The following is a 23768-nucleotide window of genomic DNA, read 5'->3' as shown; positions in this document are numbered from 1 at the left end:
GGGAGACTCAGGACATGTTCCTGACCATCGGCACCACCGGCACACCCGAACGCCCCGCGACCGACCTCGGCTTCCTGCTGCACAAGCACCCCGCCACCGCGCAGGCGTTCTCGACCTCCTACGGCACCGCGCACGTCCTCTACCCCGAGGCGGATGCCGAGCGCTGCACGGCCGCGCTGCTGCTGGAGGTCGATGCGGTGGCGCTGGTGCGCAGGGGCAGGGGCAAGGGCCGCGGCGGCGCGCCCGACGCGGCTCTCGCCCAGTACGTCAACGACCGCCCCTACGCGGCGTCCTCCCTGCTCGCGGTGGCGCTGAGCAGCGTGTTCTCCACCGCGATGCGGGGCGTGTGCAAGGCCCTGCCGAAGCGCGCCGCGCAGCCGCTGCCGTTGCGGATCGAGATACCCGCCCTCCCGGCCCGCGGGGGACCCGACCTCGTACGGCGTCTCTTCGAGCCGCTCGGCTGGACGGTCACCGCCGAACCGGTCGCGCTGGACACCGAGTTCCCGGAGTGGGGCGATTCGCGCTACCTGCGTCTCGTCCTGGAGTCCGACGCCCTGACCCTGGCCCAGGCCCTGCGTCACCTCTATGTCCTGCTGCCCGTCCTCGACGACGCCAAGCACTACTGGGTCTCCGCCGAGGAGGTCGACAAGCTGCTCCGCGCCGGTGAGGGCTGGCTGCCCGACCACCCGGAGCAGAAGCTGATCACCAGCCGTTACCTCGCGCGCCGCTGGTCGCTGACCCGGCAGGCGATGGAGCGACTGGAACTGGTGCGGCTCGCGGAGGCGGACGGCAGCACGGTGGAGGAGATCGACAACGCGGTCCCGGAGGCCGGCGACGTCGTGGAGGGCGCCGACAACGCGATCGAGGAGAGCGACGAGGCGGTCGAGGAGGCCGGGAGAGGCGTGGCCGGGCCGGGTGCGGCCGGCAGCACGGAGGAGAAGGCCGTCCCGCTCGCCGTGCAGCGCAGGGAGGCCGTCGTCGCGGCGCTGAAGGAGGCCGCCGCCGCCCGGGTCCTGGATCTGGGCTGCGGGCAGGGCCAGTTGGTGCAGGCACTGCTGAAGGACACGCGGTTCACCGAGATCGTCGGCGTGGACGTGTCGATGCGGGCGCTCACCATCGCCTCCCGGCGGCTGAAACTGGACCGTATGGGGGAGCGGCAGGCGTCCCGCGTCAGGCTCTTCCAGAGCTCGCTCGCGTACACCGACCGCCGGCTCAAGGGGTACGACGCCGCCGTGCTGAGCGAGGTGATCGAGCACGTCGACCTGCCCCGACTGCCGGCCCTGGAGTACGCGGTGTTCGGCGCGGCCCGTCCGCGCACGGTCCTCGTGACGACACCGAACGTCGAGTACAACGTGCGCTGGGAGAGCCTGCCGGCCGGGCACGTCCGCCACGGCGACCACCGCTTCGAGTGGACACGGCAGGAGTTCCGGGCCTGGGCGGGCCGGGTAGCCGAACGGCACGGCTACACCGTCCGGTTCCGGCCGGTGGGCCCCGACGACACCGAGGTGGGGCCGCCCACGCAGATGGCCGTGTTCACCCTGGCCACCACGACCACCGCGACCACCGCGACCACCGCGAAGGAGGGCGAGGCAGCATGACCGTGAACAAGACCGAGGGGCGCACCCTGCCCGTCACCGACCTGTCCCTCGTGGTGCTGATCGGTGCCTCGGGTTCGGGCAAGTCGACCTTCGCCCGCAGGCACTTCGGGCCGACGGAGGTCATCTCCTCCGACTTCTGCCGCGGCCTGGTGTCCGACGACGAGAACGACCAGAGCGCCACCCGGGACGCCTTCGACGTGCTGCACTACATCGCCGGCAAGCGCCTCGCGGCCGGCCGTCGCACCGTCGTGGACGCGACCAGCGTGCAGCAGGACGCCCGCCGTCAGCTGATCGACCTGGCCAGGCAGTACGACGTCCTGCCCGTCGCGATCGTGCTGGACGTACCGGAGGAGGTGTGCGCCGAGCGCAACGCGGCCCGCACCGACCGCGCGGACATGCCCCGCCGGGTCATCCAGCGCCACATCCGTGAACTGCGCCGTTCGCTCAGGCACCTGGAGCGCGAGGGCTTCCGCAAGGTGCACGTCCTGCGGGGCGTGGAGGAGGTCGAGAACGCGACGGTCGTCACCGAGAGGCGTTTCAACGACCTGACCCACCTCACCGGCCCCTTCGACATCATCGGTGACGTGCACGGCTGCTCCGCGGAACTCGAGGCGCTGCTCGGCAAGCTGGGCTATGTCGACGGCGTGCACCCCGAGGGCCGTACGGCGGTGTTCGTCGGCGACCTGGTGGACCGCGGCCCGGACAGCCCGGGCGTGCTGCGCCGCGTGATGTCGATGGTGACGTCGGGCGACGCGCTGTGCGTGCCGGGCAACCACGAGAACAAGTACGGGCGGTACCTCAAGGGGCGCAACGTCCGGCACACCCACGGACTCGCCGAGACCGTCGCGCAGATGGAGGATGAGAGCGAGGAGTTCCGGCAGCGGGTAAGGGAGTTCATCGACGGTCTGGTCAGCCACTACGTCCTCGACGGCGGCGGGCTGGTCGTCTGCCACGCCGGCCTGCCCGAGAAGTACCACGGCCGCACCTCCGGCCGGGTCCGCTCGCACGCGCTGTACGGCGACACCACGGGGGAGACGGACGAGTTCGGGCTGCCGGTGCGGTACCCGTGGGCGGAGGAGTACCGGGGCCGGGCGGCGGTCGTCTACGGTCACACCCCGGTTCCGCAGGCGACCTGGCTCAACAACACGATCTGCGTGGACACCGGTGCCGTCTTCGGCGGGAAGCTGACCGCGCTGCGCTGGCCGGAGCGGGAACTGGTCGACGTACCGGCGGAGCGGGTGTGGTACGAGCCGGCCCGGCCGCTGGCCACCGAGGCGCCCGGCGGGCACGACGGCCGCCCGCTGGACCTGGCGGACGTGCACGGCCGCAGGGTGGTGGAGACCCGGCACGGCGGCCGGGTCTCGGTCCGCGAGGAGAACGCGGCGGCGGCCCTGGAGGTCATGAGCCGCTTCGCGGTGGACCCGCGCCTGCTGCCGTACCTGCCGCCGACGATGGCCCCCACGGCCACGTCGCACGAGGAGGGCTACCTCGAGCACCCCGTGGAGGCGTTCGCGCAGTACCGGGAGGACGGCGTCGAACGGGTCGTGTGCGAGGAGAAGCACATGGGGTCGCGGGCGGTGGCCCTGGTGTGCCGGGACGCGGAGGCGGCCCGGAGCCGCTTCGGCACCGACGGGCCGACGGGCTCGCTCTACACGCGCACCGGCCGCCCGTTCTTCGACGACGAGTCGGTGACGGAGCAGATCCTCGACCGTCTGCGCACGTCGATCGGCGGCGCGGGCCTGTGGGAGGAACTCGAGACGGACTGGCTGCTGCTGGACGCCGAGCTGATGCCGTGGTCGCTGAAGGCGTCGGGGCTGCTGCGCGGTCAGTACGCGGCGGTGGGCGCCGCCTCCGGTGCCGCGTTCCCGGGCGTGCTGGCGGCGCTGGAGGGCGCGGCGGCCCGGGGCGTGGACGTGGCCGGCCTGCTGGCCCGCCAGCGCGGACGTGCTGCGGACGCGGCGGCGTTCACGGCGGCCTACCGCCGTTACTGCTGGACGACGGACGGTCTGGAGGGCGTCCGTCTGGCCCCGTTCCAGCTGCTGGCGGTGCAGGGCCGCAGCCTGGCGGACGTGCCGCACGACGAGCAGTTGGCACTGATCGACCGGGTGGTCGAGCACGACGGGACAGGCCTGCTGCGCACGACCCGCCGTCTGTACGTCGACACCGGCGACCCGGAGTCGGTGCGGGCGGGGACCGACTGGTGGCTGGAGATGACGGGCCGGGGCGGTGAGGGCATGGTCGTCAAGCCGGTTCGGGCGCTGGTCCGCGGCACGGCCGGCCGCCTGGTGCAGCCGGGCGTCAAGTGCCGTGGCCGCGAGTACCTCCGGATCATCTACGGCCCGGAGTACACGCGTCCGGATAACCTCGCCCGGCTCCGCCAGAGGTTCCTGAACCACAAGCGCTCCCTGGCGATCCGCGAGTACGCCCTGGGCCTGGAGGCCCTGGACCGCCTGGCGGAGGGGGAGCCGCTGTGGCGGGTGCACGAGGCGGTGTTCGCGGTGCTGGCCCTGGAGTCGGAGCCGGTGGATCCCCGGCTGTGACCCGGCCGTGCCGCCGTGTGGGCCGGGGCACCGCCCCGGTCCCGCCCCGCGGCGCCGTGCCCGGGCAGTCGGCCGTGGCCGGCGGCCTCCAGGCTGATCGGCTGCCGTGGTGAGGCCGGCACCCGGACCTCGAACCGGTCGGCCGGAACCGGTATCCGTCCGATTCGGTGCGAACAAGGGGTGAACACGTGCCCGAATGGTCAGGATGGAGGCATGGGATTCCACGTCGATTCCGAGGCCGGGCGTCTGCGGCGCGTCATCCTGCACCGCCCCGACCTCGAGCTCAAAAGGCTCACCCCCAGCAACAAGGACGCGCTCCTGTTCGACGACGTGCTGTGGGTGCGTCGGGCGCGCGCGGAGCACGACGGGTTCGCCGATGTGCTCCGCGACCGCGGGGTGATCGTCCATCTCTTCGGTGACCTGCTCACCGAGGTCCTCGACATCCCGGCGGCCCGGTCCCTCGTCCTGGACCGGGCCTTCGACGAGAAGGAGTACGGTCCGCTCGCCACCGACCACCTCCGCGCCACCTTCGAGGCCCTGCCCTCCTCCGAACTCGCCGAGGCCCTCGTCGGCGGCATGACCAAACGGGAGTTCCTCGACGCCCATCCGGAGCCGACCTCCGTGCGGTTCCATGTGATGGATCTCGACGACTTCCTCCTGTGGCCGCTTCCCAGCCACCTGTTCACCCGCGACACCTCCGCCTGGATCTACGACGGCGTCTCCATCAACGCCATGCGCTGGCCCGCGCGGCAGCGTGAGACCGTCCACTTCGAGGCGATCTACCGGCACCACCCGCTCTTCCGCGACGAGGACTTCCATCTGTGGTCCGAGGGGCAGTCCGACTACCCGTCCACCATCGAGGGCGGTGACGTGCTGGTCATCGGCAACGGCGCCGTGCTCATCGGCATGAGCGAACGGACCACGCCCCAGGCCGTCGAGATGCTCGCGACCAAGCTGTTCGGCGCCGGGTCGGCCCGGACCATCGTCGCGCTCGACCTTCCGAAGAGCCGCGCGTTCATGCACCTCGACACGGTGATGACCATGGTCGACGGCGACACGTTCACCCAGTACGCGGGGCTCGGCATGCTCCGCTCGTACACCATCGAGCCCGGGGCGGGCGACAAGGAGCTGAAGGTCACCGACCACCCGCCGGAGCACATGCACCGGGCGATCGCCGCGGCGCTCGGGCTCAGCGAGATCCGGGTGCTGACCGCCACACAGGACGTGCACGCGGCCGAGCGGGAGCAGTGGGACGACGGGTGCAACGTCCTCGCGGTGGAGCCGGGGGTCGTCATCGCCTATGAGCGGAACTCCACGACGAACACCCATCTGCGCAAGCAGGGGATCGAGGTGATCGAGATCCCGGGAAGTGAGCTGGGGAGGGGACGGGGCGGGCCCCGGTGCATGAGCTGTCCGGTGGAGAGGGATGGCGTGGGCGCCTGACCGGCTCCGTATCCCGCCGTATAGAAATGTGGGGCGTCGTATAGACTTCCATTCGTTCCCGTGTTCGTCCCCGTCCCCTCGTACCTCTGGAGCGCCCCCATGGCGACAGTCCCGACCGCCCTCGCCGGACGCCACTTCCTCAAGGAGCTGGACTTCAGCGCCGAGGAATTCCGTGGTCTGATCGAGCTGGCAGCCGAGCTGAAGGCCGCCAAGAAGGCCGGGACCGAGGCGCGGTACCTCACGGGCAGGAACATCGCCCTCGTCTTCGAGAAGACCTCGACGCGCACCCGCTGCGCGTTCGAGGTGGCCGCCGCCGACCAGGGTGCCCGCACCACCTACCTGGACCCCGCGGGATCCCAGATCGGGCACAAGGAGTCCGTCAAGGACACCGCGCGCGTGCTCGGCCGGATGTTCGATGCCATCGAGTACCGGGGGCATGGGCAGGGCATCGTCGAGGAACTGGCCGCGCACGCCGGCGTCCCCGTCTACAACGGACTCACCGACGAGTGGCACCCGACGCAGATGCTCGCCGACGTGCTCACCATGACCGAGCACTGTGACAAGCCGCTGACGGAGATCGCCTACGCCTACCTGGGCGACGCCCGCAACAACATGGGCAACTCCTACCTGGTCACCGGCGCGCTGCTCGGTATGGACGTCCGGATCGTCGGGCCCCGGGTGCTGTGGCCCGACCAGGTCGTCGTCGAGGTGGCCCGGCGGCTCGCCGAGGACTCCGGCGCGCGGATCACGCTCACCGAGGACGTGAAGGAGGGCGTGCGCGGCGCCGACTTCGTCGCCACCGACGTGTGGGTCTCCATGGGCGAGCCCAAGGAGGTCTGGGACGAGCGCATCGCGCTGCTCGGCCCGTACGCGGTGACCATGGACGTGCTGCGCGCCACCGGCAACGACGCGGTGAGGTTCCTGCACTGCCTGCCGGCCTTCCACGACCTCGGCACCGCCGTCGGCCGAGAGATCCACGAGCGGCACGGGCTGAGCGAGCTGGAGGTCACCGACGAGGTCTTCGAGTCCGAGCACTCCGTCGTCTTCGACGAGGCGGAGAACCGGATGCACACCATCAAGGCGGTCCTGGTCGCGACCCTCGCCTGACCGGGGCCGACCTCAGCCTCACCGGGCCTCGGCCCGACCTGCTGCGACGACGGCCGCAGCGGCTGCGACGACGGCGGCAGCACGCGCCCCACACCTTCCCGTACGATCCCCGGCGGGCCCGGAACCACCTATTCCGCGCTCGTCGAGCGGCCCACCCGGTCGCAGCCCACCACGGAAATGAGCACCACCCGTATGCCCGGCCGCCCTGCCAGCCCCTTCCGCATCAAGTCCCCCGAACTGCTCGTCGCCGAGGCCGGTACCGATCTCTCCGGGCACGGTCTCAAGCGCCATATGGGCCTGTTCCAGCTCGTCTGCTTCGGCGTCGGCGCGATCGTCGGCACCGGCATCTTCGTCGGGCTGTCCGACTCGGTCGCCCAGGCCGGGCCCGCCGTGGTCGTCTCCTTTGTGCTCGCCGCGCTGACCTGCGTTTTCACCGCGTTCGCGTTCGCCGAGCTGGGCGGAGCGATCCCGGTCTCCGGGTCGTCGTACTCCTTCGCCTACGCCGGGCTCGGCGAGGGCACGGCCTTCCTCGTCGGCTGGTGCCTGCTCCTGGAGTACGGCGTGTCCGTGTCGGCCGTCGCCGTCGGCTGGAGCCAGTACGTCAACGAACTGCTGCGCAGCCTCACCGGATGGCAGTTGCCCGCCGCGCTCTCCGCCGGGCCCGGCGACGGCGGGATCGCCAATCTGCCCGCCGTGATCGTCATCGCCCTGGCCTGCGTGCTCCTCGTACGCGGTGTGCGCGAGAGCGCTCGGGCCACCGCCGCCATGGCCGTCCTGAAGCTCGCGATCCTGGTCGCCTTCTGCGCCATCGGGTTCGCCGCCTTCAAGCACGGCAACCTGGTCCCGTTCTCGCCGGCCGGCCTCGGCGGCATCGGTGCGGGCACCACCGCCGCCTTCTTCTCGTACATCGGCTTCGACGCGATCACCACCGCGGGCGAGGAGGCCCGCAACCCGCGGCGTGACATCCCGGTCGCGATCCTGCTCTGCATGGCACTTGTCACCCTGCTGTACTGCGCGGTCGCGCTCGCCGCGATCGGCGCCGTCGGCGGGCCCGCGGTCGGCGGCCGGCCCGCCGCCCTGTCGTTCGTCGTCGACCAGGTCACCGGAACCACGGTCGGCGGCGGTGTCGTCGCCTTCGGCGCGGTCGTCGCCATCGCCTCGGTCGTGCTCGCCGTGATGTACGGCCAGACCCGCATCCTGATGTCCATGGCGCGCGACGGACTCGTCCCGCGCATCTTCGAACGCGTCTCGCCGAGGACCTCGACGCCGGTCGGCGGCACCCTGATCGTCGCGATCGTCTTCGCGATCCCGGCGGCCTTCGCCTCGCTGGACTCGGCGGTCAACCTGTGCACCATCGGCACGCTCGCCGTCATGGCGGTGGTCAACGTGACCGTGATCGCCCTGCGCCGCCGCGAACCGGGCCTCACCCGCAGCTTCCGCGTGCCGCTCCACCCCGTGATGCCGCTGCTCGGCGTCGGCTTCTGCCTGTACCTGATGTACGAGACGGGCTGGGCGACCTGGGCGCAGTTCGCGGTGTTCCTCGCGGTCGGGTCCCTGGTGTACGCGCTCTACGGACGAAGGCACTCGCGGCTCGCGGCCGGGGCCGTCACAGCGGACGCCGCTGAGCGGGAACCGCAGGCAGTCTGAACCACACCGCCTTGCCGGACGCGGTGGGGCGGTGCCCGCAGGACGAGCTGAGGGTGCGGATCAGCAGCAGGCCCCGGCCGTGCTCCTGCCAGGGGTCGGGGGCCGGCGACAGCGAGTGGGTGAGGTTGCCGGGCGGCGTCGGGTCCGGGTCGTGCACCTCCACCGTGCAGCCGGTCGGCAGCAGCTCCACGACCAGCTCGATCGGCCCGTGCCCCGCGGTGTGCTCCACGGCGTTCGCGACCAGCTCCGCCGTCAGCAGCTCCGCGGTGTCGCTGTCGGCCGCGTGCTCCAGTTCCGCCAGTGCCGTCCTCACCAGCGCGCGGGCCACGGGCACGGCTGCGGTGGTGTGCGGCAGGGCGATGCGCCAGGAGGCGAGTGCGGGGGCTTCGTACAAGGCGGGTCCGTTCATGGCGCAGGCGGTCCTGCTTTCAACAAAGGGCATCGTACGGTCCGCCCCCTACGGGGCGGTCGCCGGGTTTCGCCGGGAGCGTCGTCGGCCCCGGTACCGGGTGCCTACCCCTGCCGACGCCCCGTCGTGCAGGGCGGCGCGCGCCGTTACCCGCCTGTCGAGAAGGTGTGACAGCCCCGGTCGGGCCTCTCGGCCGCACCGCGCTTGTATCGCCCTCATGACGACAGTCACGGATGGGTGATAACTTCATGGCAGAGCAGCAGCGAGGACCGCCGCCCCCGTCCGAGGAGGCCGCACGTCATGAGTCCCTTCACCGGCTCCGCCGCCCGCACCGCCGACTGGCGCCATGTGCGCTGCGTCCACGACAACGGGGTCGCCACGGTCACCCTGGCCCGCCCCGGGAGACTCAACGCGCTCACCTTCGGCGCTTACGCCGACCTGCGCGACCTGCTCACCGAGCTGTCCCGGGAGAAGTCCGTGCGCGCCCTGGTCCTGGGCGGCGAGGGGCGCGGCTTCTGCTCGGGCGGTGACGTGGACGAGATCATCGGCGCCACGCTGTCCATGGACACCGCCCGGTTGCTGGACTTCAACCGGATGACCGGGCAGGTCGTACGGGCCCTGCGGGAGTGCCCGTTCCCGGTGGTCGCGGCGGTGCACGGGGTGGCCGCGGGCGCGGGCGCCGTCCTCGCCCTGGCGGCGGACTTCCGCGTCGCCGACCCCACCGCGCGCTTCCAGTTCCTCTTCACCCGGGTCGGGCTGTCCGGCGGCGACATGGGGGCCGCGTACCTGCTGCCCCGGGTGGTCGGGCTCGGCCACGCCACCCGGCTGCTCATGCTGGGCGAGCCGGTGCGGGCGGCCGAGGCCGAGCGGATCGGCCTCATCAGCGAGCTGACGCGGGAGGGGGGCGCCGGCGAGGCCGCCGAGGCCCTGGCGCGCCGCCTGGCCGACGGCCCGGCGCTGGCGTACGCCCAGACCAAGGCCCTCCTCACGGCCGAACTGGACATGCCGCTCGCGGCATCGGTCGAACTGGACGCGGCGACCCAGGCCCTGCTGATGAACAGCGAGGACTACGCGGAGTTCCACGCGGCCTTCTCGGAGAAGCGGGCACCGAAGTGGCGGGGGAGGTGACCATGGCCGGCACCGGAGCGCGGCCGCTGCGCGTCGCCGTCATCGGCGGCGGCCCCGGTGGGCTCTACGCCGCCGCCCTGCTCAAACGGCTCGATCCCGACCGCGAGGTCACCGTCTGGGAGCGCAACGCCCCCGACGACACCTTCGGGTTCGGTGTCGTCCTGTCCGACGAGACCCTGGGCGGCATCGAGCACGCCGACCCCGTGGTGTACGCCGCGCTGAAGGACGAGTTCGTGCGGTGGGACGACATCGACATCGTGCACCGGGGCGTGCGCCACACCTCCGGCGGCCATGGTTTCGCCGCGCTCGGCAGGCGGCGGCTCCTGAACATCCTGCACGAGCGCTGCCGCTCCCTCGGCGTCGGCCTGCGCTTCCGCACCGAGGCCCCGCAGCAGGCCCGGCTCTCGGAGGCGCACGACCTCGTCATCGCCGCCGACGGGGTGCACAGCGGCACCCGCGAGGCGTACGCCGAGGTGTTCCGGCCCTCGGTGGAGGAGCACCGCTGCCGGTACATCTGGCTCGCCGCCGACTTCCCCTTCGACGCCTTCCGTTTTGAGATCGCCGAGACGGAGCACGGCGTGATGCAACTGCACGGCTATCCCTACAGCGCAGACGCGTCGACCGTCATCGTGGAGATGCGCGAGGAGGTGTGGCACGCGGCAGGGTTCGCGGAGCTGGACACCGCCGAGACCGTCGAGCGCTGCGCCAAGATCTTCGCGGACGCGCTCGGCGGCCGTCCCCTGCGCTCCAACAACTCCACGTGGACCACCTTCCGCACGGTCGTCACCGAGCGCTGGTCCCACGGCAACGTGGTCCTCCTCGGCGACGCCGCGCACACCGCGCACTTCTCCATCGGCTCCGGCACGAAGCTCGCGGTGGAGGACGCACTCTCCCTGGCCGCCTGCCTGGAGGAGCACACCACGCTGCCCGAGGCCCTGGCCGCGTACGAGGAGGAGCGGCGCCCGGTGGTCGCCTCCACCCAGCGCGCGGCCCGGGCCAGCCTGGAGTGGTTCGAGAACCTTCGGCTGTACGTCGGCCAGCCGCCCCGCCAGTTCGCCTTCAACCTGCTCACCCGCAGCCGCCGCGTCACCCACGACAACCTGCGGCTGCGCGACCCCCGCTTCACCGGGGCGGTGGAGCGCGAGTTCGGCTGCCCGCCCGGCACACCCCCGATGTTCACCCCGTTCCGGCTGCGCTGCCTCACCCTGCGCAACCGGGTCGTGGTCTCGCCGATGGACATGTACTCGGCGGTGGACGGCGTCCCGGGCGACTTCCACCTCGTCCACCTGGGCGCACGGGCGCTGGGCGGGGCCGGGCTCGTGATGACCGAGATGGTGTGCGTGAGCCCGGAGGGCCGCATCACCCCCGGCTGCGCCGGGCTCTACACCGGACGGCAGGCCGAGGCGTGGCGGCGCATCACCGACTTCGTGCACAGCCGGGCGCCGGGCACCGCGATCGGCGTCCAGCTCGGGCACAGCGGCCGCAAGGGCTCCACCAGGCTGATGTGGGAAGGCATGGACGAGCCCCTGGAGGAGGGCAACTGGCCGCTCGTGGCCGCCTCCCCGATCCCGTACAAGCCGGGCAGTCAGACGCCCCGTGAGCTCTCCCGCGCGCAGCTCACCGACATCCGCGAGCAGTTCGTGTCCGCCGCCCAGCGCGCCGCGCGCTCGGGATTCGACCTCCTGGAACTGCACTGCGCCCACGGCTACCTGCTCTCCGGTTTCCTCTCACCGCTCACCAACCACCGCACGGACCCCTACGGCGGCTCCCTCGGCGGGCGGCTCCGCTTCCCGCTCGAGGTCTTCGACGCCGTACGCGGGGTGTGGCCCGAGGAGCGCCCCATGACCGTACGGATCTCCGCGACCGACTGGGCCGAGGGCGGCACCACGGCCGAGGAGGCCGTCGAGATCGCCCGGGCGTTCGCCGCGCACGGCGCCGACGCGATCGACGTCTCGACCGGGCAGGTGGTGGCCGAGGAGAAGCCGGCGTTCGGGCGCTCCTACCAGACCCCGTACGCCGACCGGATCCGCCACGAGACCGGCCTCCCGGTGATCGCGGTGGGTGCCATCTCCTCCTGGGACGACGTCAACTCGCTGATCCTCGCGGGCCGCACCGATCTGTGCGCCCTGGCCAGGCCGCACCTCTACGACCCGCACTGGACCCTGCACGCGGCCGCCGAGCAGGGCTACGGCGGGCAGGGCGCGGTGTGGCCCGCGCCCTACCGGGCGGGCAGCAGGCGCCCCAACACCGGCCGCACCGACGCCCGGAAGCCCCGCCTGACGCCCGGGGACTAGTGCCGCATCAGGCGACGTTCGCCCCGTCGCGGCGTCCGGCACGCTCCCCCAAGCTCTTCGAGCAGGGGGGACCCCCACTCGCCGCACCGGCCGAAAGCGCAAGTGCGTCCAGTACGAGGGCTTCCGGCCGGCACTCCCCCAAGCTCTTCGAGCAGGGGGTGCCCCCGGGGCACGCACCGCACGCCGCTCCTCGACGGGCAAACGCTGCCTGCCGCGGCACTGGTTGCGCTGTCCCGGGCGCCGGCCCTACGGCAGATCCGCCACGCCCGCGAACACCGCTCCCGCCTCCCGCAGCCGCTCGTGCAGCGCGCGGAAGACCGCCGCCGAGCGGGTGCCCGGCCAGTTCGCGGGCAGCAGGCCGGGCGGCAGCCCGGGATCGGCGTAGGGCAGGTGGCGCCAGGAGTCCAGGGCGAGCAGGTAGTCGCGGTAGGCCTCCTCGGGCGGGGTGTCCTCGCGGGACTCCCAGTCGTGCAGCACACGCGCGTGGCGGTCGAGGAACGCCTCGTGCTGCTTGGCGATCGCGGCCAGATCCCACCAGCGCCCCACCGCCTCAGCGGTCGGTGCGAAGCCGAGGTGTTCCCCGCGGAAGAAGTCCACGTACGCGTCCAGACGCAGCCGCTCAAGGGTGTGCCGCGTCTCCTCGTACAGCCGTGCGGGGGCGATCCACACGCCGGGGGCCGCGGTGCCGAAGCCGAGCCCGGCGAGCCGTGAACGCAGCAGGTGCCGCTTCTGCCGTTCCGACTCCGGCACGGAGAACACGGCCAGCACCCAGCCCTCGTCCTTGGCGGGCGTCGTCGCGTACACCCGCCGGTCGCCGTCCTGAAGCAGCTGCCGCGCGTCCGGCGACAGCGCATAGCCGGCCGCGCCCGTCGCCGTGCGCTGCGGCACGAGCAGTCCGCGCCGCTTCAGCCGCGACACCGACGACCGTACGGAGGGCGCGTCCACGCCGACCGCGGACAGCAGCCGGATCAGCTCGGCCACCGGGACCGGGCCGTGGGTGAAGCGGCCGTAGGCGCCGTAGAACGTGACGATGAGGGACCGCGGGGCGTGCTGAGCGTGCTGATCGGACACGTTGATCACTTTAGAACGTCGGCGTCACTCATGATCACCTCGCGGGGGCACCGGCCTGATGTCCGCGCGCAGCCGGAACCGCTGGAGCTTGCCCGTCGCCGTGCGCGGCAGCGCGTCCAGGAAGACGAACTCACGCGGGCACTTGTACGGCGCCAGCTCCGTCGTCAGGAAGGCGCGCAGCGCCTCCGGGTCACGTCGCGCGCCCTCCCTGAGAACCGTGTACGCCACCACGACCTGCCCGCGCGCCTCGTCGGGCCGCCCGACGACCGCCGTCTCCACCACGTCGGGGTGGCGCAGCAGGGCGTCCTCGACCTCCGGCCCGGCGATGTTGTACCCGGCGGAGATGATCATGTCGTCGGCGCGGGCCACATAACGGAAGTAGCCGTCCGGCTCACGGACGTAGGTGTCGCCGGTGATGTTCCAGCCGTCCCGGACGTACTCCCGCTGCCGTGGATCGGCGAGATAGCGGCAGCCGACCGGTCCGCGGACCGCGAGCAGCCCGGGCTCGCCGTCCGGTACGGGCACGCCGTGGGCGTCCTGCACGCGCGCGTGCCATCCGGGGACAGGAAGTCCCGTGGTCCCCGGCCGGATCAGGTCGTCCGCCGCGGAGACGAAGATGTGCAGCAGCTCGGTGGCGCCGATGCCGTTGACGATGCGCAGACCGGTGCGCTCGTGCCAGGCCCGCCAGGTGGCCGCAGGGAGGTTCTCGCCGGCCGACACGCAGCGCCGCAGCGAGGTCGTGTCGTACGCGTCCAGCTCGTCGAGCATCGCACGGTAGGCCGTCGGCGCGGTGAACAGCACCGAGACGCGGTGCTCGGCGATCGCGGGCAACAGCTGCCTGGGGCCCGCCTGTTCGAGCAGTAAGGCGCTGGCGCCCGCCCGCAGCGGGAAGACGACGAGGCCGCCGAGCCCGAAGGTGAAGCCGAGCGGGGGGCTGCCCGCGAAGACGTCGTCGGGGCGGGGCCCGAGGATGTGCCGGGAGAAGGTGTCCGCGATGGCGAGCACGTCGCGGTGGAAGTGCACGCACCCCTTCGGACGGCCCGTCGTGCCGGAGGTGAAGGCGATCAGCGCCACGTCGTCGGCCGCCGTGTCCACCGGCGCGTACGGCTCCTCCGGCACCGGCAGACGCAGCAGGTCGTCGGGGGCGTCGCCGCCGTAGGGGGTGATGCTCAGCCCGGGAACGTCGGCCTTCACCAGGTCGTCGAGCACGCGGACGTCGCACAGGGCGTGGTGGACCCGCGCGATGTCGCACATCGTGCGCAGCTCGTGCGGGCGCTGCTGGGCGAGCACGGTGACGGCGATCGCGCCCGCCTCGAGAACCGCGAGCCAGCAGGCGGCGAGCCACGGGGTGGTGGGGCCGCGCAGCAGGACGCGATTGCCGGGGACGACACCGAGACGGGAGGTGAGCGCGTGCGCGACGCGGTCGACACGCGTGCGGAGCTGTCCGTACGTCCACACGTCGCCGTCCGGCGTACGGAACGCGGGACGGTCGGGGGCGGTGTGGCCGAGCAGTTCGACCGCGGCGTTCAGCCGTTCGGGATAGCGGAGCTCGGGCAGATCGAAGCGGAGCTCGGGCCACTGCTCGGGCGGCGGAAGACGGTCACGGGCGAAGGTGTCGCGGTGGGCGGTGGGGACCGGTGCCGGGGTTCCGGCCGGCGCGCGGCTCGCGGGGGCCGTGGCGGTCGCGGCGTCCGTGGCGCTTGTGGCGTCTCTCGGGTCCATGGCCTCTCGCCCCCTTGTCGTGGTGGGCTCGCGCATCGAGCGTATCGTGTTGATGACGACAGTCAACGGTCCGCGATACGTTCGGGTGAGCAGCCCACCCGGTCCCGAGGGGCCGTCAGGGAGAGGGGACCGGCCATGACCGCATTCTCGCTAGACCCCGCGCACCTGGCCCGGCGTGCCGAACTGCGCACCCTGGCCGAGCAACGGCTGCGCCCGCTCGCCGAGAAGGGCGGGCCCGGCCGCGTCAACCGCGCGCTGGTCGCCGAACTCGGCCGACTCGGGTTGCTCGACCGGCTGTTCACCGCCGGTGCGCTGGAGCTCTGCCTGATGCGGGAGTCCCTGGCGCACGCCTGCACCGAGGCGGAGACGGCCCTCGCCCTGCAGGGGCTGGGCGCCCACCCCGTGCACGCGTACGGGACACCGGCCCAGCGCGCCCGCTGGCTGCCCGGCGTCCGGGCCGGCACCACGGTCGCCGCCTTCGCGCTGACCGAGCCGGACGCGGGGTCGGACGCGGCGGCGCTGTCCCTGGCGGCCGAGCCCGACGGCCCCTCCGGGTGGCGGCTCACCGGCGAGAAGTGCTGGATCTCCAACGCGCCCGAGGCCGACGTCTACACCGTCTTCGCCCGCACCACCCCCGGCGCGGGCGCCCGCGGCGTCACCGCCTTCCTGGTCCCGGCCGACCGCCCCGGCCTGACCGGCTCCCCCCTCGACATGCTCTCCCCGCACCCCATCGGGACGCTCGCCTTCGACGCGGTGCCCGTGACCGAGGGGGATCTGCTCGGCGTGGCCGACCGCGGCTTCCGGGTCGCCATGGGCACCCTCGACCTCTTCCGCCCCAGCGTCGGCGCGTTCGCGGTCGGCATGGCGCAGGCCGCCCTCGACGCCACGCTCGCCCACACCGCCGCACGGGACGCCTTCGGTGGCCGGCTCAAGGACCTCCAGGCGGTCTCCCACCAGGTCGCCGAGATGGCCCTGCGCACCGAGGCGGCCCGGCTCATGGTCTACGCGGCGGCCACGGCGTACGACGAAGGCGCCCCGGACGTACGCAAGCGCGCCGCCATGGCGAAGCTGCTCGCCACCGAGACCGCGCAGTATGTCGTCGACGCCGCCGTCCAGCTGCACGGCGCCCGCGGACTGCGCCGCGGCCACCTCCTCGAACACCTCTACCGCGAAGTGCGTGCCCCGCGCATCTACGAGGGTGCGAGCGAGGTGCAACGCGGCATCATCGCCAAAGAGTTGTACGCCACCGTGGAGGCCCCGTGACCAGTGAGCGCGTCAACCCGCCCGCCCTCTCCCCGGCCAGAGGGTTCTCGCACGCGGTCGTCGCCACCGGCGCCCGCGTGGTCTTCCTCGCGGGCCAGACCGCCCTCGACGGCGACGGCAAGGTGGTCGGCGACACGCTCCCCGAGCAGTTCGAACGCGCCCTCGCCAACCTGCTCACCGCCCTGCGTGCCGCCGGTGGCACCCCCGCCGACCTCGCCCGCGTCACCGTCTACACCACCGACCTGGCCGGCTACCGCGGGCACGCTCCCGAACTGGGCGGCGTCTGGCAGCGGCTGGCGGGCCGTGACTACCCCGCGATGGCCGTCGTCGGGATCACACGCCTGTGGGACGAGCAGGCGCTGGTGGAACTGGACGGCTTCGCCGTGCTCCCGTAGCGACGCCGATGCCCTCATCGGATGTGGAGGTTGTCGAGGTACGACTGCACGTTGCGGCGGGTCTCGGTGACGCTGTCGCCGCCGAACTGCCCGGGCCGACGAGGCCATCGATCACGGCTTCCACGAGCAGATGGCTGAGATGGACCAGGCAGTCCGCGAGGGTGACCCCCGCCGTGGCGATGTAGAGGTCCCTGTGGACGGGGCATGACCCGGGGCCCTGTCCGTCGCCTGCTATCCGGACGGTCGCGGGAGGCACGGCCGGAACCGTGCAGCGGCCGTCGAAGGTCTTGAGGAGTCGGCGCAGGGTGGCCGATCCGTCCGCGGACAGCGGGCCGAGCCACGGGCCGACCGGTCGGCCCAGACGTGGTCGAAGGAGAACCGGTGCAGGAGGTTCTCCGGGTTGCCGGCCAGGAAGACCGTGCGGGTGAACGAGCGCTGCCGGCACCGGGTGGCGGCTGGTTCGATCGCGGCGGCGAACTCGCAGGTGGACGCAACCTAGGCGGCGGGATCGAACCCGCGCAGGACAACAGTGGCCAGGAGCGGCTCGTCGTCGGGCGGAAGCGAGATCTCGTTCCGGAGGGACAGCAGGTCGGCTGTGGTGGGCGTGTTCGACACGGCGAGGTCGGGCCGCGAGCGGCGGATCCGCAGGGCCGCGTGGTCGCGTAGCGCCTCCTGGCTGAGGATTGCAGATTGGATTGCAGGTTCCTGGGGGAGCATCACAGGTACACCTCCGCCAGCAGGTCCCGGCCCGACGTGGGTTTGTGGCGGGCCAGCAGGCCGGACGTCAGCCGGTAGGGGTCGACTTGGGCGTGATCACCGCGATGGCGCGCCAGCACCTCGGCCATGGGGGCGCTGTCGCCGTCGGCAGCGGCCAACAGCCGTGCGGCTCGGCCGAGGCACCGGCGCAGCGTGTCGTGGCGGAAAGACTGCGTTTGCCCCGGTCCCAGCGCGGCGATGAAATACAGCCGCATGCCGAGCCGTACAGCGTCGTCACCCCCGTGCTCGGCGCACGCAGCCAGCAAATCGCCCGAACCGGGTACGCGTGGCGTTGAAGTCGGGTGTGCTCGGCGTGGTGCGCCTGCCGTCCGGCGGGAAGGTGACCTCCCGGACGCGGTTCAGCAGTTGGAGGCCGGCGTCCCCGGTGAGCCGGGCCGCGTAGGGATCGTTGTACAGCCGGTCCTCGCGGGCGCTCTCGGCGGCCCGCAGGGCGGCGGTCAGCAGCGCGGTCCGTTCGACGGCGCTCAGCAGATCGGTCATGTCGCCTCGTTTCCGGTGACGTCCGCCGTGCCGCCGGTCAGCCGGGCCCACTGTGCGGGGTCCTGCCGGAACAGCCCGTCCTTGGATGCTGCGGGACATGGATCCGGATCATCTGTGGACGGTACTGCAGGCCGCCGACTGGCGTTGGGTGGCCGTGGCCGTCCTGTCCAATGTCACCTCACAGGTGTCCCGGGCCGTCGGCTGGAACGCGTTGGTCACCGACTCCCGCCTCCGGTTTCCTCTCCTGGTGCGGATCGAGTTCGCCGTCCAAGCCGCGGCGGCCGTCAGCCCGGAGGGGATGGGCGAGTTCGTCCGGGTCGGCCACCTGCTGCGCGAGGGGGTGCCCCGGACGGTGACCGTCACGCTCATGCTGGTCCGCAAGTACTTCTCCAGCCTGGGCCTGGTGCCCTTTCTGGCGGTCGTCTGGTGGCCGGGGAGCGGGTTGCCCGGCTGGGCGGTGGGCGTGGCCTGGGCGTACCTGGCGGTGCTGACAGTGGAGACCGTGCTTGTCGTAAGAATCGCGCGTACTCCATCCACCCCCGCCCGGGAGAGCCGGCTGCGAAGAATCATGTTCGATGCGCGCGTCTCACTCGGGCCGGTCCGTCGCCCACGTGTCTTCGCTGAGTTGGGGGCGGCGGCACTCGCTACCCGGGCACTGGATCTTTTGGCGGCGGTTGCGGTGGCGAAGTCTATGGACCTGCCGCTGTCGGCGGCCGTTTTGGTGCTCGTGCTCCTGTCCATAGAGGTGTCCAACATCCTGCCGACCCTGCCGGGCCAACTGGGCACCTTCGAAGCGGCCGTGCTGGGCGCAACCGCGGGCTTCCTCGGGCAGACCGAGGCTTTGGCCTTTGCACTGGTCTTCCATGCCCAACAGGTTCTTCCACAGATACCCTTGGGGATGATTGCCATGGCCAGCAAATCGATTGTACGAGACCGATCGAAACAGGATTGATCATGACCGAACCCTGGAACCCAGACACACCCAAGGTGATTACGCTTCCCTCGGGGCGGAGGATTCGCGGACGTGGGCTCAGGTACGACCTACCAGAGGGACAGACCCCCACGTTAGCCGTTCACCTGACGGAACATCAGCCCCCGGAGGTGCCGTGGGAGTCCCTGTGGATTCCCTGGCGGGACTTCTGGCTTCCCTCTGACCCCAAGGACGCGATGCGCAAACTCTGCGTCGCGTACGACCGCGCCATGGACGAGCGCTTGGAGATCTGCTGCGGGGGCGGCGTCGGAAGGACGGGTACGGCCCTCTCCGCGCTGTGCGTCTTCGAGGGCATGGACCCCAAAGAGTCGGTCAGGTGGGTACGGCAGAACTACCACTCCCGCGCAGTCGAGGTACCGTGGCAACGACGTTTCATCCGGCAGGTGTTCACCGCACGGGCCTCTTCATCGGAGTAGCGTAACCGTCGGCCTCATCTACCTGCGGCGGATTCCATGTGCCGCTGCGGCGCAGTGGACGACTCGGAATGGACAGGAGATGAGCGAGACGCCCGGCCAGGATTGCGTGGCCGGGCGTTTCCCGTACGCTTCCGGAATTGCAGTTCGCCATCGCGATACCGAATCAGGCGTGACGCGTATTCGAGCAATAGTCAAGAGTTGTGGATCGAGTGATGCTGTTCTCGTGAACCGCAACGGCCGATTCAGTCCGGCTACTGATACGGCAGTGCGAGGTGAGTGGGGTCTTCCTCGGGTCGGATCTGTGTAGACCCTCGGGCGTACTGGTAACAGAACTCCACTGGCTCCTCGAAGCTCACCGCGATCAGCGGCTCGGCTCCCGGCATCGGGACCGTAGGGCCGATCGCGTAGTGATGCAGCGTGACCTCGTCGAGTCGCTCCGCCGGTTCCATCGAGGAGAAGGCCGGGTGGCCCGATTCTCGGCTGAGGGTTCCCTGGACCATCCACTGCGCACTGAGTTCCAGGACTCCCGGTTCGGGGCACCGCCAGTTAAAGCGTGTGATGCACAGCGCTTCAGCGTTGAACCAGCTGCTCCATCCCCGTCCGTTACCGAGGCACGCGAGCTCAGATGCTTCCATGACGCCGTAGGAGAAGCTGCTCCAGTGGCCTACCAGCTGGTGATCGATCCGTAGATCTTCGGGCATCGGACGTGCTCTTCTCGACTGAGTTCGATGGAACGGCCACTCGCTCGAAGGAGGAACGGGGCCCTGTGCTCAGGCAGCGGCTTCTTCGCGCTCGACGAGGACGCCGTTGGTGAACCCCGCGCCAGCGCGGACGAGTGGGACCAGGTGGGCTCCGGCGATCGCGCGCCGGCGGGCCTGGGCGGACTCGACGAGCTTGAACACCATGGCCAGGGCCGCAGCCGGGCTGCCGGCCCCGCGGGTGCCCTTCGTTCGCAGCTTGACCGTGGAGAACGTCGACTCGATCGGGTTGGTGGTCCGCAGGTGCACCCAGTGCTCGGCCGGGAAGTCATAGAACGCCAGCAGCTGGTCTCGGTGATCTTCGCGACCGCCTTGGGCCACTTCGTGCCGTAGGTGGGGGCGAAGTCCGCAAGCGCCTTCTCCGCGTGTGCGCGATCCTCCGCGTTGTAGATCTCCTGCATTGCCTTCGTCGCACCCGGCTGCGCGAACTTTGGAAGACAGTTCGTCATATTACCGGCTTTATGGACCCAGCAGCGCTGGTGCCGGGCGGCCGGGAACACCTCGGCCAGAGCCTTCCACAGGCCCATCGCGCCGTCGTCGATGACCAGCTCGGGGTCGCGCATCCCGCGGCGGCGGCAGTCGCGCAGCAGGTCGGCCCACGACTCGGTGGACTCCCGAAGCCCCTCCGCCAAGGCGATCAGCTCCTTCGTGCCGTCCAGCCGGACGCCGAGCAGGACCAGCACGCACGAGTGGGCCTGACCGAGCCGGACCTTGGGGTGGACCCCGTCGGCCCAGACGTAGACGAAGTCGCGGTCGGACAGATCACGGGCCTGGAAGGCGGCGTGGTCATCGCTCCACTGCTTCGTCAGCCGGGTCACGGTCGCGGAGGACAGGCCGGCCGTGCCGCCGAGAAACTTCGGTGGCCTCGTCGACGCGTCGGTCGTTCACCCTCGGGGCCTTCACCTCGACCGGGCCGGCGGCCGTGACCACGGTGCGGGCCCGGTGGTGACCGTTGCGGACCACCAGACGTCGTCCGCGCTCGTCGGTCTCGGCTGCCAACTCGGCTATGTACTGGTTGACTTCCGCTTCGAGTGCGGCGGCGACCATCCGGCGGGCCCCTTCGCGGACGATCTCGTCGATCAAGGAGCCGGACTGGGTGGAGCCGTCGTCGGTGACTACGCTGAGCACAGGGCGTGCCTTCCCGACCCGCGATGCAACGCGGGCCTACTCGGAGACCATCAAAGGATCATTCGGGAAGGTACGCCCTCCGCGTTCCCTCCCGGAACCGATCCACAAGTCCTGAGCATCGCTCAGCGCAGGTTACGCCGCACCAGTGGCAAGCACCGCTGCCCAGGGCCACGCGAAGATCCACAGCCTCGGCGAACGGGCCATGGCCACCCTCAAGTGCTGACGATTCCTGCGGAAGGTCCGCTGCAGCACCACCCGGATTACCGCCGTCGTCCGAGCCATCGTCCCCTCGGCTGTCTCTTGTAGTCAGCGATGGAGAGGACAGTCGCCGACTGTTCCTCGGGCTCGTGCAGTTCGATACGCACACGGCGCAGGTCGCCCTCGGCGACAATCTACTAGCCGCTTGAAGGCTGAGTAGATGCTCTGGAGCATCTAGCCCGACTCCCTTGCCGGACCTCTTGTAGTACGACAGATCTTCGCCCGGCGATTAGGTGAGAGCAGCCCAGTCGGACTGTCGGTAGAAGTCGGCCTGCCCGGATTCCTTCAGGAAGTCTCACAGGCGCTTCGCGATCGGGTGCCAGGGGCGATCCGTGTTCGGGATCTTCGCGGGCCGGGCGACGCCATGCGTCGCCGACTGCACGTCGCTGCCCTTGCGCTCGTGCAGCGGTCCCTACTTCGGCGATAACCCTCCGTGAAGGCTGACGGATGCTCAGGTATCTCTGACGTAACGTCAACCTTGCAAGATCATCTTGCACGCACGTTGCACAAGGTGCTGAAAAACAACGGTGATCAATGGAGGGTTGTGAAGGTGAGTATCCGCAGGTCAGCTGACATGTTGAGGTTTCGTGCCCCTTGCCTCCAAGGGGCACGAAACCTCGCCGATCAGATGTCCCGGAAGATCTCGATCTGCGCCCCGACCGAGTTCAGCCGCTCGGCCAGGTCCTCGTAGCCGCGGTTGATGACGTACACGTTGCGCAGCACGGACGTGCCCTCGGCCGCCATCATGGCCAGCAGGACGACCACTGCCGGCCGCAGCGCGGGCGGGCACATCATCTCGGCGGCGCGCCAGCGGGTCGGGCCCTCGACCAGCACCCGGTGCGGGTCGAGCAACTGCAGGCGCCCGCCGAGGCGGTTGAGGTCGGTCAGGTAGATGGCCCGGTTGTCGTAGACCCAGTCGTGGATCAGCGTCTTGCCCTGCGCGGAGGCCGCGATGGCCGCGAAGAACGGGACGTTGTCGATGTTCAGGCCGGGGAACGGCATCGGGTGGATCTTGTCGATCGGCGCCTCCAGCTTGGAGGGCCGCACGGTCAGGTCCACCAGCCGCGTACGGCCGTTGTCGGCGTGGTACTCGGGCGTGCGGTCGTGGTCGAGTCCCATCTCCTCCAGCACCGCGAGTTCGATCTCCAGGAACTCGATCGGCACCCGGCGCACCGTCAGTTCCGACTCGGTGACCACCGCGGCGGCCAGCAGGCTCATCGCCTCGACCGGGTCCTCGGAGGGGCAGTAGTCCACGTCGACATCGATGTTCGGCACGCCGTGGACGGTGAGCGTGGTGGTGCCGATGCCCTCGACCTCGACGCCGAGCGCCTCGAGGAAGAAGCACAGGTCCTGGACCATGTAGTTGGAGGAGGCGTTGCGGATGACCGTGACGCCGTTGTGCCGTGCGGCGGCCAGCAGCGCGTTCTCGGTCACGGTGTCGCCGCGCTCGGTCAGCACGATCGGCCGGCCGGGGGAGACGGACCGGTCCACCACCGCGTGGTACAGCCCCTCCGTGGCGGTGACCTCGAGCCCGAAGCGGCGCAGCGCGATCATGTGCGGCTCGATGGTGCGGGTCCCGAGGTCGCATCCGCCCGCGTAGGGGAGCTTGAAGCGGTCCAGGCGGTGCAGCAGCGGGCCGAGGAACATGATGATGGACCGCGTACGGCGGGCGGCCTCGGCGTCGATGGCGTCCAGGTCCAGATCCGCGGGCGGGACGATCTCCAGATCGACCCCCTCGTTGATCCACCGGGTCCGCACCCCGACCGAGGTGAGCACCTCCAGCAGGCGGTACACCTCCTCGATGCGGGCGACGCGGCGCAGCACCGTGCGCCCTTTGTTGAGCAGCGAGGCGCACAGCAACGCCACGCAGGCGTTCTTGCTCGTCTTGACGTCGATCGCGCCGGAGAGGCGGCGGCCGCCGACCACCCGCAGATGCATGGGCCCCGCATAGCCCAGCGACACGATCTCGCTGTCCAGGGCGTCCCCGATGCGGGCGATCATCTCAAGACTGAGGTTCTGGTTGCCGCGCTCGATGCGGTTCACGGCGCTCTGACTGGTACCGAGTGCCTCGGCGAGCTGCGCCTGGGTCAGTCCGCGGTGTTGGCGTGCGACACGGATGAGCTTGCCGATGCGTACGAGGTAGTCGTCTGACATGTGACTGAGGTTATCTCAGATATGAGATGCCGCATCCCGTGGGGTCCGTTCGGGTGAAGGGGTGCAGGCGGCGCCTGTTGGCGGAGGCGTGGAATGCGCGCCCGGTCGCGCATGACCTTCCCGGTCGCATGTACTAGAGTTATCTCGACATCGAGATATCTGCCGAGGCGCACCGCAGCGGTCGCTCCG

General features: G+C 71.0%; 17 protein-coding genes and 3 pseudogenes. 11 read left to right on the top strand and 9 right to left on the bottom strand.

The window, feature by feature from the left end:
* Positions 1-14 precede the first annotated feature (14 nt).
* From AC5WS8_RS09865 to AC5WS8_RS09845, 5 genes are all read left to right on the top strand, one after another.
* Positions 15-1598, top strand: a complete 1584-nt coding sequence (locus AC5WS8_RS09865) for a 3' terminal RNA ribose 2'-O-methyltransferase Hen1 (protein ID WP_496102940.1) — start codon at positions 15-17, stop codon at positions 1596-1598.
* On the top strand, positions 1595-4138 hold the full coding sequence (locus tag AC5WS8_RS09860; RefSeq protein ID WP_496102939.1) for a polynucleotide kinase-phosphatase: 2544 nt from the start codon (positions 1595-1597) through the stop codon (positions 4136-4138). Before AC5WS8_RS09865 ends, AC5WS8_RS09860 begins: the two co-directional genes overlap by 4 nt.
* A gap of 213 nt (positions 4139-4351) precedes the next feature.
* Positions 4352-5581, top strand: a complete 1230-nt coding sequence (locus tag AC5WS8_RS09855; RefSeq protein WP_496102938.1) for an arginine deiminase — start codon at positions 4352-4354, stop codon at positions 5579-5581.
* Between the two features lie 99 nt (positions 5582-5680).
* Positions 5681-6688, top strand: coding sequence for an ornithine carbamoyltransferase (argF, locus tag AC5WS8_RS09850; RefSeq protein WP_496102937.1), 1008 nt, complete (start codon positions 5681-5683; stop codon positions 6686-6688).
* Positions 6689-6865: 177 nt separating this feature from the next.
* Positions 6866-8335 (top strand): amino acid permease, encoded by a 1470-nt coding sequence (locus AC5WS8_RS09845; RefSeq protein ID WP_496102936.1) that lies wholly within the window; start codon positions 6866-6868, stop codon positions 8333-8335.
* Here AC5WS8_RS09845 and AC5WS8_RS09840 read toward each other — a convergent pair.
* Positions 8295-8744 (bottom strand): ATP-binding protein, encoded by a 450-nt coding sequence (locus AC5WS8_RS09840; RefSeq protein WP_496102935.1) that lies wholly within the window; start codon positions 8742-8744, stop codon positions 8295-8297. The genes AC5WS8_RS09845 and AC5WS8_RS09840 overlap by 41 nt on opposite strands.
* A 300-nt stretch (positions 8745-9044) precedes the next feature.
* Between AC5WS8_RS09840 and AC5WS8_RS09835 the strand changes: the two genes are divergently transcribed.
* Both AC5WS8_RS09835 and AC5WS8_RS09830 read left to right on the top strand, forming a co-directional pair.
* Complete coding sequence (locus AC5WS8_RS09835) at positions 9045-9872, top strand: enoyl-CoA hydratase family protein (RefSeq protein WP_496102934.1); 828 nt, start codon at positions 9045-9047, stop codon at positions 9870-9872.
* A 2-nt stretch (positions 9873-9874) separates the two neighbouring features.
* The gene (locus tag AC5WS8_RS09830; RefSeq protein WP_496102933.1) at positions 9875-12166 is read left to right on the top strand and encodes a bifunctional salicylyl-CoA 5-hydroxylase/oxidoreductase; all 2292 of its coding nucleotides are present in this window, start codon (positions 9875-9877) and stop codon (positions 12164-12166) included.
* Positions 12167-12412: 246 nt separating this feature from the next.
* Here AC5WS8_RS09830 and AC5WS8_RS09825 read toward each other — a convergent pair whose 3' ends face one another.
* On the bottom strand, positions 12413-13246 hold the full coding sequence (locus tag AC5WS8_RS09825) for a PaaX family transcriptional regulator (protein WP_496102932.1): 834 nt from the start codon (positions 13244-13246) through the stop codon (positions 12413-12415).
* A gap of 15 nt (positions 13247-13261) precedes the next feature.
* Positions 13262-14959: an AMP-binding protein gene (locus AC5WS8_RS09820; protein WP_496102931.1), complete on the bottom strand. Its 1698-nt coding sequence runs from the start codon at positions 14957-14959 to the stop codon at positions 13262-13264.
* A gap of 135 nt (positions 14960-15094) precedes the next feature.
* Between AC5WS8_RS09820 and AC5WS8_RS09815 the strand changes: the two genes are divergently transcribed.
* Together AC5WS8_RS09815 and AC5WS8_RS09810 are read left to right on the top strand one after the other, a co-directional pair.
* Positions 15095-16222, top strand: coding sequence for an acyl-CoA dehydrogenase family protein (locus AC5WS8_RS09815; protein ID WP_496102930.1), 1128 nt, complete (start codon positions 15095-15097; stop codon positions 16220-16222).
* Complete coding sequence (locus AC5WS8_RS09810; protein WP_496102929.1) at positions 16219-16617, top strand: RidA family protein; 399 nt, start codon at positions 16219-16221, stop codon at positions 16615-16617. Before AC5WS8_RS09815 ends, AC5WS8_RS09810 begins: the two co-directional genes overlap by 4 nt.
* A gap of 142 nt (positions 16618-16759) precedes the next feature.
* Here the strand turns inward: AC5WS8_RS09810 and AC5WS8_RS09805 are convergent.
* The 3 genes and pseudogenes from AC5WS8_RS09805 to AC5WS8_RS09795 all read right to left on the bottom strand — a co-directional run.
* Positions 16760-17334 (bottom strand): annotated as a pseudogene (locus AC5WS8_RS09805) (DUF6182 family protein); the annotation flags it as partial.
* Positions 17334-17588: a hypothetical protein gene (locus AC5WS8_RS09800; protein WP_496102928.1), complete on the bottom strand. Its 255-nt coding sequence runs from the start codon at positions 17586-17588 to the stop codon at positions 17334-17336. The gene AC5WS8_RS09800 and the pseudogene AC5WS8_RS09805, both read right to left, overlap by 1 nt.
* Positions 17589-17646: 58 nt before the next feature.
* A pseudogene (locus AC5WS8_RS09795) lies at positions 17647-17874 on the bottom strand (class I SAM-dependent methyltransferase); the annotation flags it as partial.
* An 85-nt stretch (positions 17875-17959) separates the two neighbouring features.
* Between AC5WS8_RS09795 and AC5WS8_RS09790 the strand changes: the two are divergent.
* Together AC5WS8_RS09790 and AC5WS8_RS09785 are read left to right on the top strand one after the other, a co-directional pair.
* Entirely contained in the window at positions 17960-18826 is an 867-nt protein-coding gene (locus AC5WS8_RS09790; RefSeq protein ID WP_496102927.1) for a lysylphosphatidylglycerol synthase transmembrane domain-containing protein, read from the top strand.
* Between the two features lie 149 nt (positions 18827-18975).
* Positions 18976-19281 carry a protein-tyrosine phosphatase family protein gene (locus tag AC5WS8_RS09785; RefSeq protein ID WP_496102926.1) on the top strand — a complete coding sequence of 102 codons (306 nt, stop codon included), beginning with the start codon at positions 18976-18978 and terminating at the stop codon, positions 19279-19281.
* A gap of 251 nt (positions 19282-19532) precedes the next feature.
* On the opposite strand, the gene AC5WS8_RS09780 is transcribed toward AC5WS8_RS09785, so the two are convergent.
* The 3 genes and pseudogenes from AC5WS8_RS09780 to AC5WS8_RS09770 form a co-directional block, all read right to left on the bottom strand.
* Positions 19533-19982: a hypothetical protein gene (locus AC5WS8_RS09780; protein WP_496102925.1), complete on the bottom strand. Its 450-nt coding sequence runs from the start codon at positions 19980-19982 to the stop codon at positions 19533-19535.
* Between the two features lie 69 nt (positions 19983-20051).
* Positions 20052-21167: pseudogene (locus tag AC5WS8_RS09775) on the bottom strand (IS256 family transposase).
* 882 nt (positions 21168-22049) lie between these two features.
* Positions 22050-23579, bottom strand: a complete 1530-nt coding sequence (locus tag AC5WS8_RS09770; RefSeq protein ID WP_496102924.1) for a helix-turn-helix domain-containing protein — start codon at positions 23577-23579, stop codon at positions 22050-22052.
* Between the last annotated feature and the right edge of the window lie 189 nt (positions 23580-23768).

This window comes from Streptomyces sp. PTL18, from assembly GCF_059510295.1.
The sequence above is the reverse complement of the archived record's forward strand: the minus strand, read 5'-3'. Positions and strand labels throughout refer to the sequence as shown.